We start from the raw sequence: 15,888 nt of genomic DNA, 5'->3' as shown, positions 1-15,888 counted from the left end.
CGGCTGCAACGCACGCCCTGTCTGCCGCTCACCATGCGGATCACGCGGGCGCCCACCACCCGGGTCCGGACCGAGCGGCGTGCCCCGCCCACGTAGTGTCGGCTGGCGTGAGCGAGCTGCGGGCGGTACTGGAATCGGGTCTGCCGGACGAGTCCGGGCCGGGGGTGTACCCGTCGGCGGTGGCGCTGGTGCTGCGCGACGGCGAGGTGGCCGGCCGGGCCGCGGTCGGCGAGGCGGTGCGGTACGCGAGCCGCGACTTCTCCCTGCTGCCCCCGGGGCGCCGGATCCCGGCGACGGTCGACACCATCTACGACATCGCCTCGATCACCAAGATGTTCACCGCGGTGATCGTGCTGGGGCTGGTCGAGGAGGGGCTGCTCGACCTGGACGAGCCGGTCGCCCGGTGGTTCGCCGAGTACCGCGGCGGGGTCAAGCAGCGCACCACGCTGCGGATGCTGCTCACCCACGTCGGCGGATACCGGCCCGGGCGGCCGGTCTGGCGGGAGGCCGACTTCGTCGGTGCCCGGCGGCAGCTGCTGCTCGACGCCGAGCCGGTGCGCGAGCCGGGCACCGCGTTCGAGTACTCCGACATCGGTTACCAGACCGCCGGGTTCCTGGCCGAGCTGGTCACCGGGCGGCGGCTGGAGGGGCTGATCGAGGATCGGATCCTCCGGCCACTCGGGCTCACCCAGACCGGGTTCAACCCCTCGGTGGCGCTGCTGCCGCGGATCGCCGCCGCCGAGGAACGCGACGACCTCGCCACCGGGATCATCCACGGCCGGGTGCACGACGAGAACGCGTACGGGCTGGGCGGGGTCGCCGGGCACGCCGGGCTGTTCGCCACCGCGGCCGACCTGGCCCGGTTCGGCGAGCTGCTGCGGCACGACGGCACCCTCGACGGGGTCACCGTGCTCAAGCCGGAGAGCGTCGAGCAGTTGCGCACCGACCAGCTGCCGGCGAGCGTGCCCAACCGGTACCGGCAGGGCATCGGGGCGCGGATCGGCGACGGCAACTTCATGGCGCCGCTGCCCGGCTCGTTCGGGCACACCGGTTTCACCGGGACGTCGCTGGTGGTCGACCAGGCCCGGAAGCTGACCGTGGTGCTGCTGACCAACCGGGTGCACCCGACCCGGGAGACCGACGTCAACCCGACCCGGCACGCGGTGTCGGAGTGGGCGGCCAACCTCTGACCCGTGCCGCGGTGCCGTCGGAATCCGGTACGAAGCGACGCAGCGCAGGCGTGCCCCCGCGCCCTGTGACCGGAAACTCGTAGCGGCGGCCGAGCGCGCTCTGTTAGTACCTGTAGCGTGCTCGCCCCTTACCGTCGCATCCTCGCCACCCCGCACCTGCCGCTGTTGCTGGTGATGTCGCTGCTGGCCAGGCTGTACGCGACGGGCATGGCGCTGGCGATCACGTTCCTCGTCGCCGGCTGGACCGGCTCCTACACCCTGGCCGGCGTCGTGACGTCGGCGCTGATCGTCGGCAGCGGCATCGGCGGCCCGCTGCGCGGCCGCTCGGTCGACCGCAAGCCGGCGCCGCGGCTGCTCGTGCTGACCAGCTTCGGGTACGCCGCGGGCATCGGGCTGATGGCGCTGCTGCCGGCGGCGTGGTGGCCGCTCGCACCGGTACTCGCGTTCCTCGCCGGGCTGTCGCAGCCGCCGGCCGGGCAGGTGGCGCGGTCGGTGTGGTCCCGGCTGCCGGACGCGTCCGCGCGGGAGGCCAGCTACGCGGCCGAGGCGACGCTGCAGGAGCTGCTGTTCGTCGTCGGGCCGATGCTCGCGGCACTGCTGGTGGCGCTGGTCAGCGCACGCGCGGCGGTCAGCGCCTGCGCGGTACTGGCGCTGCTCGGTTCGGCCGGCTTCGCGCTGGTGGTGCACCGGTCCGGGCTGCAGACCCGGCCGGCGGCGGAGCGGCCGGAGCAGCACCGGCGCGAGTCGCCGTTCGCGGTGCTGCGCTCCCCCGGCCTGGTGTCGGTACTGGTGGTGATGGCGCTGCTGGTCGGCGCGCTGACGGCGGGCGACATGGTGGTGGTGGCGTGGGCCCGGGATCGCGGCACGCCGTCGCTGGCCGGGGTGCTCGGCGCCGTCTGGGCGATCGGTTCCGGGGTCGGCGGGCTGTTCCTCGCCGGCCGTGGCGGGCAGCGGCTGCCGCTGCGGGTCGGCCTGGTCACCGCCGGGCTGGTGCTGCTGGCGCTGGTACTGCCGCCGGTGCTGGCGCACCCGTCGCCGCTGCTGGTGGCCGCGGTGCTGCTGATCGGCGGTACCGCCATCGCGCCGGCGATCGCGGCGGCCAACTCGGCGCTCGGCGCGCTCGCCCCGGACGACCGGCGGGGCGAGGCGTTCGGCTGGATGACCACCGCCACCACGGCCGGCGGCGCGGTGCTGTCGCCGGTGATCGGCGCGCTGCTGGACCACCTCGGCCCGGCCGCCGCGGCCGGTTTCGGTGGGGTGGTCGTGCTGCTCGGTACGGTGCTGGCCCGCCGGGTCCCGCCGGCGCCGGCGCCGGTGCTGGCCACGACCGGCAGCACCTCCCCGGTCTCCCCCAGCTGACCGCGCTCGGACGAGCGCCTTTGGCGCTGGTGGCGCGGGTCGGCGTCGACCCCGGCGGCACGATCCGCCGTCGACGCCTTCGGCGCCCATCGCGGCATGATCCGGGTCAGCGGAGCCCGAGGGCGGCGAGCAGGTGCGGCAGGGCGCGGGCGCCGAGTTCGGCGTCCGCGGCGGCGTTCCCGCCGTACCGGTAGTTCGCCGACGGCGCCGGCTCCGGCTCGCCCGGCAGGTACGGGCGGTGCCCGGCGGTGTCCGAGTCGAGCACCGTGAGCCGCCCGCCGGCAGCCCGGCGCCGGGCCGCGATCGCGCGGGCGAAGTCGGTGGACTGCCACATCTCGTCGTCCGCGCCGGCGACCAGCACGATCTCACCCCGGATCCGCTCGACCGGGATCGCCGCGGCCGCCGCCTCGGCCGGGTAGGCGGCGATGCTCCGCTCGTACATCGGGCGGCAGGCCGCCGGTGCCTCGCCCAGTGGCTCGTCGTCGTACGGCACGAACGGCAGCGGCTCGCCGTGCCAGGTCCAGGACGACCGGTACGGCTCCGTCACGCCGTCGCGGCCCGGCCCGACGTTGGCCCACACCACCGAGGTCGGCGAGAACGCACCGACCAGGTCGAGCCGGTCGTCCCGGATCCCGGTCAGCAGCGCCGCCTCGGCGCCCTTCGACACCCCGATCATGCCGAGCCTCGGCGGGTCGTACCGGCACAGTGCGTCGAGGGCGGCGGTGAACGTCTCCAGCGGTACCTCGCAGACGCCGGGCGGCTGGCCGGGTCCACCGAACCAGCGGATCGAGGCGGCGAGCGCGCCGTGCTCGGCGAACACCCGGGCCCGGTCGGAGTCGATCCGGCCGCTGGAACCGGCCACGACCAGCACCGCCGCCCGTGGCGGCTCGTCCGGCAGCCACAGCACGCCGGTGGGTTCGCCGGGCAGCGCCTGTTCGGTCGGCATCGCAGCCACCTCCCCCGCCGATCATCCCAGGGGGCGCGGCGCGAAATGCCGGTACCCCGCTGGCGTGAGCGGCGTAGGTTCGCCTGATGGCGGCCGACATTCGTACCGGCCGCGCCAGCCAGACCCGACGATCCCGAGAGGAGGCGGCATGACGACGAGCCGACCGCGGCCGCCGGTGCCGTACGACTTCCTGCCACCGGTGCCGTCGTTCCCGGTGTCCAGTACGGACATCGCGGACGGCCAGGTGCTGCCGCAGGCGCATGTCGAGGACGACGACGGCAGCGTGTCGCCGCAGCTGTCCTGGAGCGGCGCCCCGGCCGGTACCCGCAGCTACGCGGTGACCTGCTTCGACCCGGACGCGCCGACCGGCTCCGGCTTCTGGCACTGGGTGCTGTTCGACATCCCGGCCGACGTGACGGAACTGCCCACCGGTGCCGGCTCGGGCGACTTTCTCGGACTGCCGGTGGGCGCCAAGCACGGCCGGAACGACTACGACGAGCAGGGGTTCGGCGGCGCCGCGCCACCGCCCGGGCACGGCCCGCACCGGTACATCTTCGCGGTGCACGCGCTGGACGTGCCGACGCTCGGGCCGGACGCGGGCGACCCGCCGGCGTACGTCGGGTTCAACATGTACAGCCACACGCTCGGCCGCGGCCTGCTGATCGCCACGTACGAGAACAAGGGCTGACACGTCCGGGGTTTCACCGGATGCGACGGCTCCGCGGCGCCGGGACGATGACGGGGTGACCGTCTCGTCCCCGACCGCGGTACCGACCCGGGTCCGCGGCCGCGCCGCCACCCTGCTGGTGGCGGTGCTGGCCGGGCTGGCCCTCGGCGCCGTCGACCTCGCCGGCCAGTTGCTGCTGCCGTACCCGTGGGCGAACCTGGCCAACTCGCCGGCGGTGTGGGCCGCCGCCGCGTTCGCCCTGGGCGCCGGGCTGCGGGCCGGCCGGGCCCGGGCGATCGCGGCCGGCATCGTGCTGCTGCTGGTCGCGGTCGAGAGCTACTACCTCGCGGCGACCCTGGTGCTCGGCGACGACCTGGCCAACCTGTGGTCGCCGACCACGCTGATCTGGCTGTTCGCGGGCGTACTGGCGGGCCTGGTGTTCGGTCCGGCCGGGGCGGCGTGGCGGGCCGGCCGGTGGTGGCCGGCGACCGTCGCGGTCGCGCTGCTGGGCGCGGTGTTCGTCGCCGAGGGCGCTCGCGCGTTCCGGACCGTCAACCTGCCGACCGGGGCGATCCTGGCCGCGCTCGGCCTGGCGCTGGTGCTGCTGCTGGCCCGGTCGGCCCGGCAACGGTTGGTCGCCCTGGCCGTCCTGGTGCCGCTCGCCGCGCTCGGCGCCGTCGGCTATCTCGGCGCCGGCCTGGCCACCGGCTGACCGAGTCGCGCCGGGACACCGGCTGACCGAGTCGCCGCCGGATCACCACCCGAGTCGCCGCCGGATCACCGGCTGACCGGACCGGTCGGGCCGCCGCCGGTCACGGCTGACCGGGCCGTTCGGGGGTCGAGCGGCCCGGCTCCGGAAGCGGTCAGACGGTGCCGGACTCCCACCACCAGCCACGGCCGAACTCGGCCTGGCTGTCCACGTGCTGGTGGTCGGTCGTGTAGCGCTCCAGCCCGGAGAAGCCGCACGTCTCGGCGTGCTGGTAGATCGTCTTGTAGGTGATGCCGGAGACGTACATGTCGGCCGCCGCACCGTAGGTGTGCATGCTGCCGACGATGCCGCCGACATCGGCGTTGTGCTGCTTGTTGCGGAAGCCGGAGTTGATGTGGATCGGCAGGTTGCCGAGCTTGACCCGCAGCGCCTCCAGCTTGTACATCAGCCGGCGGACGTTCTCCTGCGCGCTCGCCGCGCTGACCGCGCCGCCGGCGAAGCTGCCGGTGCGGCTGTCCCACAGCTCGCTCCAGGCGAAGTGCGCGGTCGAGCCGTCGCTCTTGGCCAGCGCGTTCAGCTTCGACTGGGTGTTCGCGCCGACGATGCCGTCGACGGCCAACCCGTACGCGCGCTGGAACCGTTCGACCGCCGCGAAGGTCGCCGGGCCGAACTGGGCGTCGATGGCGAGGTAGACCTTCGCGGCGCTCGAGGTCGGCCAGCCGGCGACCCGGATCTGCAGTTCCCGCACCGCGGTACCGGACGCGCCCTGCCGCAGGGTGCCGCCCCACGGGTACGCCTGGGCCGGCGCGGCGAGCAGCGGGCCGGCCACGGCGCCGGCGCCGACGGCGAGCGCGCCGACGGCCGCGTTGCGCAGCAGTCGCCGGCGGCTCGGGGAGAACGAGAAGCTGTCCGTCACGATCGCTCCTTGAGGGGAAGAGCGGATAATGACGGAATAGTGCAGGATTACGAAGAACGGCGCCAGCAGCCGGTCGACCGTCGGTCGATCGACCGATAGGCAGTCGATCGACGCCGAACCGGCCGCCGGCGCACGGGTGTCACAGGCCGAGGTCGCGGGCGATCAGCAGCCGCTGCACCTCACTCGTCCCCTCGCCGATCTCCAGGATCTTGGCGTCCCGCCACATCCGGGCGACCGGGAACTCGTTCATGAACCCGTACCCGCCGTGGATCTGGGTCGCCTCGCGGGCGTTGGTGACCGCGGACTCGGACGCGTACAGCTTGGCGATGGCCGCCTCGGTCTTGAAGTCCTCGCCGGCCAGCATCCGCGCCGCGGCGTCGTAGTACGCCAGCCGGGCGGTGTGCGCGCGCACCTTCATGTCCGCGATCTTGAACTGGATCGCCTGGTAGTCACCGATCTCGTGGCCGAACGCCGAGCGCTGCTTGGCGTACTTGACGGACTCGTCGACGCAGCCCTGCGCCAGCCCGACCGACAGTGCCGCGATCGCGATCCGCCCCTCGTCGAGGATCCGCAGGAACTGCGCGTACCCCCGGCCGCGCTCGCCGACCAGGTTCGCCGCCGGTACCCGGCAGTCCACGAAGGACAGTTCGTGCGTGTCGGAGGCGCACCAGCCGACCTTGGAGTACTTCGGGCCCACGGTGAAACCGTTGGTACCGCTGGGAACCAGGATCGACGAGATCTCGGGTCGGCCGTCGGCCTTCCGGCCGGTGACCGCGGTGACCGTGACGAAGTCGGTGATGTCGGTGCCGGAGTTGGTGATGAACGACTTGCTGCCGTTGATGACCCAGCTGTCGCCGTCGAGCTCGGCCCTGGTCTTCGTGGCACCGGCGTCCGAGCCGCCGCCCGGCTCGGTGAGCCCGAACCCGGCCAGCGCCTCCCCCCGGCACAGCCGCGGCAGCCACCGCCGCTTCTGCTCCTCGGTACCGAAGCGGTGGATCGGCATCGCGCCGAGGGAAACGCCGGCCTCCAGGGTGATCGCCACCGACGAGTCGACCCGGGCCAGCTCCTCCAGCGCCAGGCACAGCGCGAAGTAGTCGCCGCCCATCCCGCCGTACTCCTCCGGGAACGGCAGGCCGAACAGCCCCATCTCGCCCATCCGCTTCACCACCGGATAGGGGAACTCCTCGCGCTCGTAGCAGTCGCCGATCACCGGCGCGACGACCTCGGTGGCGAAGTCGCGGACCGACTCGCGGAGCGCCTCCTGCTCCTCGCTGAGCCTGAACTCCATGGTGGACGCTCCTTTGTGGATGGTCGGTCAGACCGGGGTGACGCCGTGCCGGCGATCGGCGAAGTCGCGGCCCTTGCCGGCGGCCGCCGCGTACCGGGCGATCAGCTCGCCGCGCAGCTCGGCCGGCTCGACCACGGTGTCCACCACCAGCTCGCCGGCCAGCCGCAGCACGTCGATGTCCGCCTCGTACTCGGCGCGCTTGGCGGTGACGAAGTCCGCCCGCTCGGCCTCCGGGAGGGCGGCGATCTTCTTCGCGTACACGGCGTTGACGGCCGCGTCCGCACCCATCACCGCGATCTTCGCGGTGGGCAGCGCGATCGTCGCGTCCGGGTCGAACCCGGGACCGGCCATCGCGTACAGCCCCGCCCCGTACGCCTTGCGCACCACCACGCACATCTTCGGCACGGTGGCCCGGGCGACGGCGCTGATCATCTTCGCGCCGTGCCGGATGATGCCGGCCTTCTCCACCGCGGTACCGACCATGAAGCCGGGCACGTCGGACAGGAACAGCAGCGGCACGTTGAAGGCGTCGCACAGTTCGATGAACCGGGCCGCCTTGTCGGCGGAGTCGATGAACAGCACCCCGCCCTTGAACATCGAGTTGTTCGCGACGACGCCGACGACCTCGCCGTTCAGCCGGCCGAAGCCGATCGTCACCTCGCGCGCCCACAGCGCCTGGATCTCGAAGAACGAGCCGGCGTCCAGCAGCCCCTTGACGTAGCGGCGCATGTCGAACGCCTGCCGCTCGGACGCCGGTACCAGCTTGGCCAGGTCGACGTCCGGCGCGGCGACGGGCTCGGCGCTCGGCGGCTGCTGCCGCCAGTTCGACGGCAGGTAGCTCAGGTAGCCGCGGACCACCTGCAGCGCGGCCGGTTCGTCCTTGACCAGGAAGTGCCCGACGCCGGACTCCTTGCAGTGCACGGCGGCGCCGCCCATCGCCTCCAGCGTGGTCTTCTCACCGGTGACCATCTCGACCATCCGGTCGGACCCGAGGTACATCGAGGCGTTGCCCTCGACCATCACGACCACGTCGCAGAACGCCGGGATGTACGCGCCGCCGGCGGCGCTGGGCCCGAACAGCGCGCAGATCTGCGGGATCGACCCGGACGCGCGCACCTGCTCGTGGAAGATCCGTCCGGCGCCACGCCGGCCCGGGAACAGCTGCACCTGGTCGGTGATCCGGGCCCCGGCCGAGTCGACCAGGTAGATCATCGGCACCCGTTCGGCGTACGCCCGCTCGATGACCCGGATGATCTTCTCGACGGTACGGGCGCCCCAGGACCCGGCCTTGACCGTCGAGTCGTTCGCCATCAGCCGCACCGGGCGGCCGTCGATCGTGGCCCGGCCGGTGACCACGCCGTCCGCCGGCAGCCCGTCGGCCTGGGCGTTGGCGAGCATCCCGTCCTCGACGAAGCTGCCCGCGTCGACCAGCAGCGCCACCCGCTCCCGGGCGAACAGTTTGCCGCGGCCCCGGTTCGCCTCGTGGTACTTCTCGGCGCCGCCCGCGGCGATCCGCTTGCGCAGTCGTGCCAGTTCGGCGGCTGCATCCTCCGGCAGCTCCGCCGCCCGGTCCTCCGGCATCGACACCGGCGCCTCCAATCGATCGCACCTACGTGTACGTAGCTGAACGATCGTTAGGGTAGCTCAGCCGGCGGCGTGGCACCATCCGTACCCACGACGACGGGCCCCCGCCGCGTGGCGAGGGCCCGTCGAGGCAGTGCCGTGAGTGACATCAGCGGCAGGTGCAGTTATGTGAGACGGGGTCGATTGGGGGCTACCCCGGTTCGTTCGGTACCCGGCCCCGAACCTCGCGGTCGGGGCCGGGCTTCAGCGAATCAGTGCTGGGCAGCGACCGCGGTCGAGCTGCCGTTGACGCCCACGCCGACGCCGAGCACGCCGACGCCGTTGCCGGCCACGTTCACCGGAACCTGGATCGGCGCGTGCACCTGGGTGCCGTTGGCGATCCCGGAGTTACCGGCGGAGACCATGTCGGTGCCGTGCGACGAGGCCATCGCGGGCAGCGTGTTCGCGGTCTTGGCCGGCTTCGCGGCCTCCGCGCCCTCGGTCGAGGTCGCCATCGAGTGGTAGCCGCCACCCTGGTGGCCGCCCTCGTTCGACACCGCGGCCGCGCCGCAGTTGCCGGAGATGCCGATCCCGGCACCCAGCACGCCGACACCGTTGCCGCACACGTTCACCGGGACCTGGATCGGCAGGTTCGCCTGGGTGCCGTTCAGGATGCCCTTGTTGGCGGCGGACACCATGTTGGTGCTCTCCTGCGCCGACTCGCTGCGGTCCGCGACCGAGGTGCAGTCGCCGGACACGCCCGCGCCCAGGCCGAGCACGCCCACGCCGTTGCCGCAGACGTTGATCGGGACCTGGATCGGGGCGTAGACCTGGGTGCCGTTCAGGATCCCGGCGTTGCCCACCGAGCCCATGTTGGTGCTCTCCGGCGCGTACGCCGACTCCTGCGCGGCGGCGACGCTGGTGCAGTCGCCGGAGACGCCGATCCCGGCGCCCAGCACGCCCACGCCGTTGCCGCAGACGTTCAGCGGCACCTGGATCGGCACGTTGACCTGGGTGCCGTTGCCGATGCCCATGTTGCCGGCCGACACCATGTCGGTGCTCTCCTGCGCCGACTCGGCCCGGTGCGCCACCGCGGTGCTGGAGCCGTTCACGCCGATGCCGACGCCGGCCACGCCGACCCCGTTGCCGGCCACGTTCGCCGGCACCTGGACCGGGATGTCGGCCTGCGTGCCGTTCCCGATGCCCTTGTTGTCGGCGGAAACCAGGTTGGTGCTCTCGGCGCGGTCCGCGACCGAGGTGCTGCTGCCGTTCACGCCCAGCCCGACGCCGGCGACCCCGACGCCGTTGCCGGCCACGTTCGCGGGAACCTGCACGGGGGCGACCACCTGGGTGCCGTTGGCGATCCCGTCGTTGCCGGCGGAGACCGCGTTGCTGGCGTGCGCCATGCTGGCGCCGGCCAGCAGGAACCCTGCGGAGAGGATCCCGACCCGAGCGGTACGACGAACCCATGTCTTCATGAGGAAATGCCTTTCCGAATTTCGTGAATGAATGCAACAGGAATTGCTGTCGGGCAGCGTGCACCCAACATCGATCAGTCAATTACTGAATTGAGCGGGACGGTCGTTTTCGCCAGCAGGAACTGCGTCGACGAGCGGACCTTTCGGTGCCTTGCCAGAAACGCTCGGCGGGTGGATCCCGCTCAGTCCGGTGAGACGACCGGGTCGGCCTCGGAAAGGCGAGGCAGCCCGATCTTGGCCGCGGCCGGCCGGACCCGCAGGGCCCGGTCTGCGATCGCGGCGTAGGCACCGGTCGGTGCGAAGGCACCGCCGTGCGCGTAGGAGGCCGCCGAGACGGCGGATCCTCCGCTGGTCATCCCCGCACCCAGTGGTGCCGGTGCGGGGGTTCCCGGTGCCGGGTCGCCGGCGCCGAGAGACCGGATGCCAGCGCTGTCGGCCTCGGTACCCGTCCAGGTCGCGAACGGGTGCGACGCGCAGCGTGACGCCGGTACGGCCGGTCGGGCGAGCCCGCCGGCGGGCAAGTGTCGACCCAGCCACGACGCCTGGTGCGGCGCCGTGAGAGTCGGCACGCCGAATCCGGACAGCGGATCGGTACCACCCGTCAGCACGCCTGTCACCGGGGTCGCAACGCCGTCGGCCATCCCTGGGAGCGGATGCACGACGGCGCCCAACAAGCCGGTCACCGGGCGCGTGGCAGAGACGAGCGGGCCGGTCAGGGTGTCCGTGACGGGCCGGGTGGTGGCCGCGACGGTCGAGGTGACGGGTCGGGTGACGTCCGCCAGTGCGCCGATCACCGGGCTCTGGTTGAGCCCACCGGCGATCGGTCCCACCACGGTCGTCACCGGCCCGGTCACCGGACGCGTCGCGTCCGCCACCGGTCCGAGCACGGGACGGGTCGCGTCGGCCAGCTGGCCGAGCGGCGCCGGTCCGGATGCCCCGGCGGCTGGTTCGCCGGCCGGGGTGGTGGCCGAGTCCGTCGACGGACGGTTCGGCCGGGTGCAGGCCTGGTCGGCCTGCGGGTTCGTCGGCGCAGCCGCACCGTGCTCGGCGGTGTCCGCCGAGCACGTGGAGTTGGCGACCGGTGCGGTGCGCGGGGCGTTCCCGTGGTGCGAGCCGGCGGCAGGCCGGTCGCACGTCTTCGCTCCGGCGGCGGTACCGCCGGAAGTCTGGTTGCCTGCGGTGAGGCTGTGCAGCGTCGAACCGACGGCGTGCGTGGTGGCCGGGAGCAGACCGGCCTGGCAGCTCGGCGCCGGGGCGCTGTCGTCGTGCGCGGGCGAGGCGCTGGCGACCTGGCTGCCCAGGAACCAGGCGGCACCCGCGGCGCCGGCGAGGACGAGGGCCCGCAGGCCGTACCGAAGGGCGCGGGAGCGGCGCGCGGTCGCGGGTGCGCAGCAGCGCGGGTCGCGCTCTCCGCCTCGCGTCCGGTCGCCCATCTACGCAACACCTTTCGTGGCCTTCATGGCTTTCGTCCCGGTTGGGATCATGCCGGAAAAGCAGCTCGTTCGCAACCGATTGTGCAAGTCGCGGCACGATCTGTAGAACTCAACGAGAACCGTCGATCGGGGTCACGCCGAGATCGAGAAAAAATCGGACCCTCCGCAATTACCGGATGGCAGTGCGGTACCGCACTCCACGTTGCGGCGCCGACACCGATCGAGGATGGTGCTGAGGTCGGCCCACCGCGCCGACCGGTCCGGCGTCACGTCGGCCCGGGCGGTCGATCCGGCGGGTGGTGGGCACGGCCGATCATGAGGTGCGGCGACGGTGCGAACGGGCAGGAGGTGCGCATGGGCGTCTCGTACGCGGTCGGGCTGCCGAACGTCGGCGAGTTCGGCGACCCGCGCACGCTGCTGGAGCTCGCCGTCGCCGCCGAGGAGAGCGGCTGGGACGGCGTGTTCGTCTGGGACCACGTGCTCTACCACGAGCCGGACTGGCCGGTCGCCAACTCGGTCGTGGTGCTCTCCGCGATCGCCGCACGTACCCAGCGGATCCGGCTCGCGCCGCTGATGACCGCGCTGCCCCGGCGCCGGGTCCAGGTGGTCGCCCGGGAGATCGCCACCCTGGACGTGCTGTCCGGCGGTCGGATGATCTTCGGCGCCGGCCTCGGCTCGATGGACCGGGAGTACGCGGCGTTCGGCGAGAACGCGTCGCTGCGGGCCCGGGCCCGCCGGCTCGATGCCTCCCTCTCGGTACTGGCGGACCTCTGGGCCGGCGAGGCCGTCACCCGCGGCGAACCGGTACCGGTGGAGCAGGTCAGCATGCGCCCCACCCCGGTGCAGCGACCCCGCCCGCCGATCTGGTGCGCCGGCCGCTGGCCGGCCACCGCGGGCTTCCGCCGCGCCGCCGGCTGGGACGGCGTGATGCCCACCCACACCGACTACGGCCGCGGCACGATCATGCCGGCGAGCACGCTCGGCGAGATCCGCGACCTGATCGCCACCCGCCGCAGCGGCATGCAGGGCTTCGACATCGCGCTGGAGGGCCGCACCGAGCCGGCGACCGCCACCGAGACGATCACGCCGTACGTGCGGGGCGGGCTGACCTGGTGGGTGGAGGCGATGGGCTGGTGGCGCGGCGGCGTCCGGGAGGCCTGGACCCGCATCCTCGCCGGCCCACCCGACTCGCCCTGACTCCCTTGCGCCACAACACTTTCCCCGAGCGTCGGACAGCCTGGTCGAGCGGGAGTGCCGAGGTCAGGACAGCTCGCGCAGCCGGATCTCGCTGTCGAACGGCGCCGGCAGGCTCAGCACCCCGGCCGGCGGCGCGTCGGCCACCAGTTCGTACTTGTCGGCGTCCAGCCGGTACAGCTCGCCGAGGAAGCCGGCCGGCGTCTCCTCGACGATCAGGTACCACTCGATGCCGGCCTCGCGGTAGGCGGTCATCTTGCCGCTGCGCTCCTCGCCGCCACCGGGTGAGACAACCTCGCCGACCAGCACCACGTTCGCCGGGTCCATCGGCCGCCCGCGGCGGAACTCCTTCAGCACCAACACATCCGGTGCCCGGTACCGGCGCCCGTCGGCCATCCGCACGTCGACTTCCATGAGCACGCGCTTGCGGTCGCCGAGCACTTCCTGAAACAGCCCGGCCAGCGTCATGCTGGCGAACATGTGCTGAGCGGTGGGACTCGGGGTCAAGATCAATCTCCCGTCGTGGAGCTCGGCGCGCACGCCCGGGGGCAGTGCCTCGTAGTCCGCCTCGGTCCACTCACCACCGTGGAAGAGCACCAACTCGCCGAGCTCGCGCGCCTCGTCCCCGGCGTGGCTCGGCGAATCGACGTGGGCTGCTTCGGTCATGGTCGGCACCTCCTCGGCCCGAATCTACCCGGCGCACAGACCTCGCCGACGGTAACGGAATTACGCAAAGAGAACGCCGAGCGTGACACCGGTCGATGTCGGGCGCGTGCCGCCGGCTCAGGCCGGGATGGTGCGGTAGCGGGGACCGGCGCGCAGGACGCCGGACGGCAGCTCCTTGCCGACGATGTCCTGGGCCAGCGCGGCCACCTCCACCAGCGCGTCCAGATCGATGCCGGTCTCGATCCCCATGTCGTGCAGCATGTGTACGACCTCCTCGGTCGCCACGTTGCCGGTGGCGCCGGGCGCGTACGGGCAGCCGCCCAGGCCGCCGATGCTCGCGTCGAACTCGGTGACGCCCAGCTGCAGCGCGGTCAGGATGTTCGCCAGCCCCGTCCCGCGGGTGTTGTGGAAGTGCAGCAGCATCGGGATCTCCGGCTGCCGGTCCCGTACCGCGGTGACGAGTTCGGTGACCCGGCGCGGCGTGGCCATCCCGGTGGTGTCGCCGAACGCGACCCGGTCGGCGCCGTCGGCGACCACCCGGTCCACGATGGACGCGACCCGCGCGGGCGCGACGTCCCCCTCGTACGGGCAGCCGAAGCTGGTCGCCACGATCACCTCGACGCGGGCGTTCTCGTTGTGCAGCAAGGTGATCAGCTCGGCGATGTCGGCGAGCGACTCGTCGGTCGAGCGGTTCACGTTCTTCCGGTTGTGCGTGTCGCTGGCGGACACGACGACCTCGATGTCGGTGAACCCGGCGTCGAGCGCGCGCCGGGCGCCGCGCGAGTTGGGTACCAGCGCCGAGTAGCGCACCGCGGGGTCGTGGCTGCTGCCCGACCAGACCTGGTCCGCGTCGGCCATCTGCGGGATCGCCTTCGGGTGCACGAAGCTGACCGCCTCGATCCGGCGGATCCCGGTGCGCGGCAACGCGTCCAGCAGCCTGATCTTGGCCTCGGTCGGTACCGGGTCCTCGTTCTGCAGTCCGTCTCGCGGGCCGACCTCGCGGATCGACACCCGCGCCGGCAGCTCGGTCATCGCTGTCCTTCCTTCGTGGCCGGTGCGCGCATCCGGCCGATGATGCCGGTGTCGTACGCACCGGCGACGAACTCGGCGTTGTCCAGCAGCTCGGCGAAGAACGGCAGGTTGTTCTTCGGCCCCTCGATCCGGAACTCGGCGACGGCCGCGCGGGCCCGCGCGAGCACCGTGTCGCGGTCCGGGCCGGCCACGATCAGCTTCGCCAGCAACGAGTCGTACGCCGGGGTCACCGTGGTGCCGGCCGCGTAGCCGGCGTCGACGCGTACCCCGTCGCCGGCCGGCTCGACCCAGGTGCGCACCGGTCCGGGGCCGGGCAGGAACCGCTTCGGATCCTCGGCGTTGACGCGTAGTTCCAGCGCGTGCCCGGTGATCTCCAGTGCCGCCGGATCGAAGCCGGGGTCCTCCCCGGAGGCGATCCGCAGCTGCGCCTCGACCAGGTCGATGCCGAGCGTGGCCTCGGTGATCGGGTGCTCGACCTGCAGCCGGGTGTTCATCTCCAGGAAGAAGAAGTCGCCGGAGTCCGGGTCGAGCAGGCACTCGACCGTGCCGGCGTTGCGGTAGTCGACGGTTTCGCCGGCGAGCTGCGCGGCGCCGAGCAGCCGGGCCCGCAGCTCCGGCGTGACGGCCGGCGACGGCGCCTCCTCGGCGACCTTCTGGTTGCGCCGCTGCACCGAGCACTCCCGCTCGCCGAGCGCCACGACCCGGCCGTCGGCCAGGCCGAGGATCTGCACCTCGATGTGCCGCACCCGCGGGAAGTACCGCTCGATCAGCACGCTGCCGTCGCCGAACATCCGCTCCGCGAACGCGGTGACCTTCTCGTACTGCGTGCGCAGCTCGGCCTCGTCGGCGGCCGCGGCCATGCCCATCCCGCCGCCGCCCGCGGCCGCCTTCACCATCACCGGGTAGCCGATCGTGGCCGCCGCGTCCACCGCCGCGGCCACACCGGCCAGCGGCGTGGTCGTACCGGGCGAGACCGGCACGCCGGCCGCGGACATCAGGTTCCGCGCGTTGATCTTGTCGCCCATCTGCTGGATCGCGTCGGCGGGCGGGCCCACCCAGATCAGCCCGGCGGCGGCGACCGCGCGGGCGAAGTCCGCGTTCTCGGACAGGAAGCCGTACCCGGGGTGGATCGCCGCGGCGTTGGTCTTCCGGGCCGCGTCGAGGATGGCCTCGGCGTTCCGGTACGCCTGAGGCGCGCCGATGTCGACCGCCTCGTCCGCCTCGGCCACGAACGGCAGGTCGGCGTCCAGCTCCGAGTGCACCGCGATGGTGCGCACCCCGAGCCGGCGCGCGGTACGGATGACCCGCCGCGCGATCTCCCCGCGGTTGGCGATCAGCAGCGACTCGATCACGTGCCCTCCTGCCGTTCCGGTGTCGGCTTGAACGATCGTTAGGGTACCCCGGCCGCCCGCCGATCGGGCGACACGAGTTCCCGGCGCTCGGGCGG

At 72.9% G+C, this 15,888-nt stretch carries 14 protein-coding genes; 5 read left to right on the top strand and 9 right to left on the bottom strand.

The window, feature by feature from the left end; all coding sequences use genetic code 11:
* The first annotated feature begins 107 nt into the window (after nt 1-107).
* Both NUM_RS12125 and NUM_RS12120 read left to right on the top strand, forming a co-directional pair.
* A complete protein-coding gene (locus tag NUM_RS12125) occupies nt 108-1,190 on the top strand; it encodes a serine hydrolase domain-containing protein (RefSeq protein WP_207124910.1) in 1,083 nt (360 codons plus the stop codon).
* A gap of 117 nt (nt 1,191-1,307) precedes the next feature.
* Complete coding sequence (locus NUM_RS12120) at nt 1,308-2,549, top strand: MFS transporter (protein ID WP_207124909.1); 1,242 nt, start codon at nt 1,308-1,310, stop codon at nt 2,547-2,549.
* A gap of 106 nt (nt 2,550-2,655) precedes the next feature.
* Here the strand turns inward: NUM_RS12120 and NUM_RS12115 are convergent, their stop codons facing one another.
* Nucleotides 2,656-3,495 (bottom strand): acyl-CoA thioester hydrolase/BAAT C-terminal domain-containing protein, encoded by an 840-nt coding sequence (locus NUM_RS12115; protein ID WP_207124908.1) that lies wholly within the window; start codon nt 3,493-3,495, stop codon nt 2,656-2,658.
* A 148-nt stretch (nt 3,496-3,643) separates the two neighbouring features.
* Between NUM_RS12115 and NUM_RS12110 the strand changes: the two genes are divergently transcribed.
* Nucleotides 3,644-4,183 (top strand): YbhB/YbcL family Raf kinase inhibitor-like protein, encoded by a 540-nt coding sequence (locus tag NUM_RS12110; RefSeq protein WP_207124907.1) that lies wholly within the window; start codon nt 3,644-3,646, stop codon nt 4,181-4,183.
* 55 nt (nt 4,184-4,238) lie between these two features.
* On the top strand, nt 4,239-4,874 hold the full coding sequence (locus tag NUM_RS12105) for a DUF6518 family protein (protein WP_225918509.1): 636 nt from the start codon (nt 4,239-4,241) through the stop codon (nt 4,872-4,874).
* 151 nt (nt 4,875-5,025) lie between these two features.
* Here NUM_RS12105 and NUM_RS12100 read toward each other — a convergent pair whose 3' ends face one another.
* The 5 genes from NUM_RS12100 to NUM_RS12080 all read right to left on the bottom strand — a co-directional run bounded on the left by NUM_RS12100 (nt 5,026) and on the right by NUM_RS12080 (nt 11,549).
* Nucleotides 5,026-5,787, bottom strand: a complete 762-nt coding sequence (locus tag NUM_RS12100; protein WP_207124906.1) for a D-Ala-D-Ala carboxypeptidase family metallohydrolase — start codon at nt 5,785-5,787, stop codon at nt 5,026-5,028.
* A 139-nt stretch (nt 5,788-5,926) separates the two neighbouring features.
* Entirely contained in the window at nt 5,927-7,075 is a 1,149-nt protein-coding gene (locus NUM_RS12095; RefSeq protein WP_207124905.1) for an acyl-CoA dehydrogenase family protein, read from the bottom strand.
* A gap of 27 nt (nt 7,076-7,102) precedes the next feature.
* Nucleotides 7,103-8,656, bottom strand: a complete 1,554-nt coding sequence (locus tag NUM_RS12090; RefSeq protein WP_207124926.1) for an acyl-CoA carboxylase subunit beta — start codon at nt 8,654-8,656, stop codon at nt 7,103-7,105.
* A gap of 254 nt (nt 8,657-8,910) precedes the next feature.
* The gene (locus NUM_RS12085) at nt 8,911-10,116 is read right to left on the bottom strand and encodes a chaplin family protein (protein WP_207124904.1); all 1,206 of its coding nucleotides are present in this window, start codon (nt 10,114-10,116) and stop codon (nt 8,911-8,913) included.
* Nucleotides 10,117-10,298: 182 nt separating this feature from the next.
* Nucleotides 10,299-11,549, bottom strand: a complete 1,251-nt coding sequence (locus tag NUM_RS12080) for a hypothetical protein (RefSeq protein WP_207124903.1) — start codon at nt 11,547-11,549, stop codon at nt 10,299-10,301.
* 354 nt (nt 11,550-11,903) lie between these two features.
* On the opposite strand from NUM_RS12080, the gene NUM_RS12075 reads away from it, so the two are divergent.
* The gene (locus tag NUM_RS12075; protein ID WP_207124902.1) at nt 11,904-12,746 is read left to right on the top strand and encodes an LLM class flavin-dependent oxidoreductase; all 843 of its coding nucleotides are present in this window, start codon (nt 11,904-11,906) and stop codon (nt 12,744-12,746) included.
* A 63-nt stretch (nt 12,747-12,809) separates the two neighbouring features.
* Here NUM_RS12075 and NUM_RS12070 read toward each other — a convergent pair whose 3' ends face one another.
* From NUM_RS12070 to NUM_RS12060, 3 genes are all read right to left on the bottom strand, one after another.
* On the bottom strand, nt 12,810-13,409 hold the full coding sequence (locus NUM_RS12070) for a Uma2 family endonuclease (protein ID WP_207124901.1): 600 nt from the start codon (nt 13,407-13,409) through the stop codon (nt 12,810-12,812).
* 117 nt (nt 13,410-13,526) lie between these two features.
* On the bottom strand, nt 13,527-14,441 hold the full coding sequence (locus NUM_RS12065; RefSeq protein WP_207124900.1) for a hydroxymethylglutaryl-CoA lyase: 915 nt from the start codon (nt 14,439-14,441) through the stop codon (nt 13,527-13,529).
* Nucleotides 14,438-15,793, bottom strand: a complete 1,356-nt coding sequence (locus tag NUM_RS12060) for an acetyl-CoA carboxylase biotin carboxylase subunit (RefSeq protein WP_207124899.1) — start codon at nt 15,791-15,793, stop codon at nt 14,438-14,440. The genes NUM_RS12065 and NUM_RS12060 overlap by 4 nt, the downstream gene beginning before the upstream one ends.
* Nucleotides 15,794-15,888 lie beyond the last annotated feature (95 nt).

The sequence above is a fragment of the Actinocatenispora comari genome (genome assembly GCF_017312725.1).
GTDB classification, from domain to species: domain Bacteria; phylum Actinomycetota; class Actinomycetes; order Mycobacteriales; family Micromonosporaceae; genus Actinocatenispora; species Actinocatenispora comari.
This window is presented reverse-complemented; position numbering and strand designations above follow the sequence as displayed.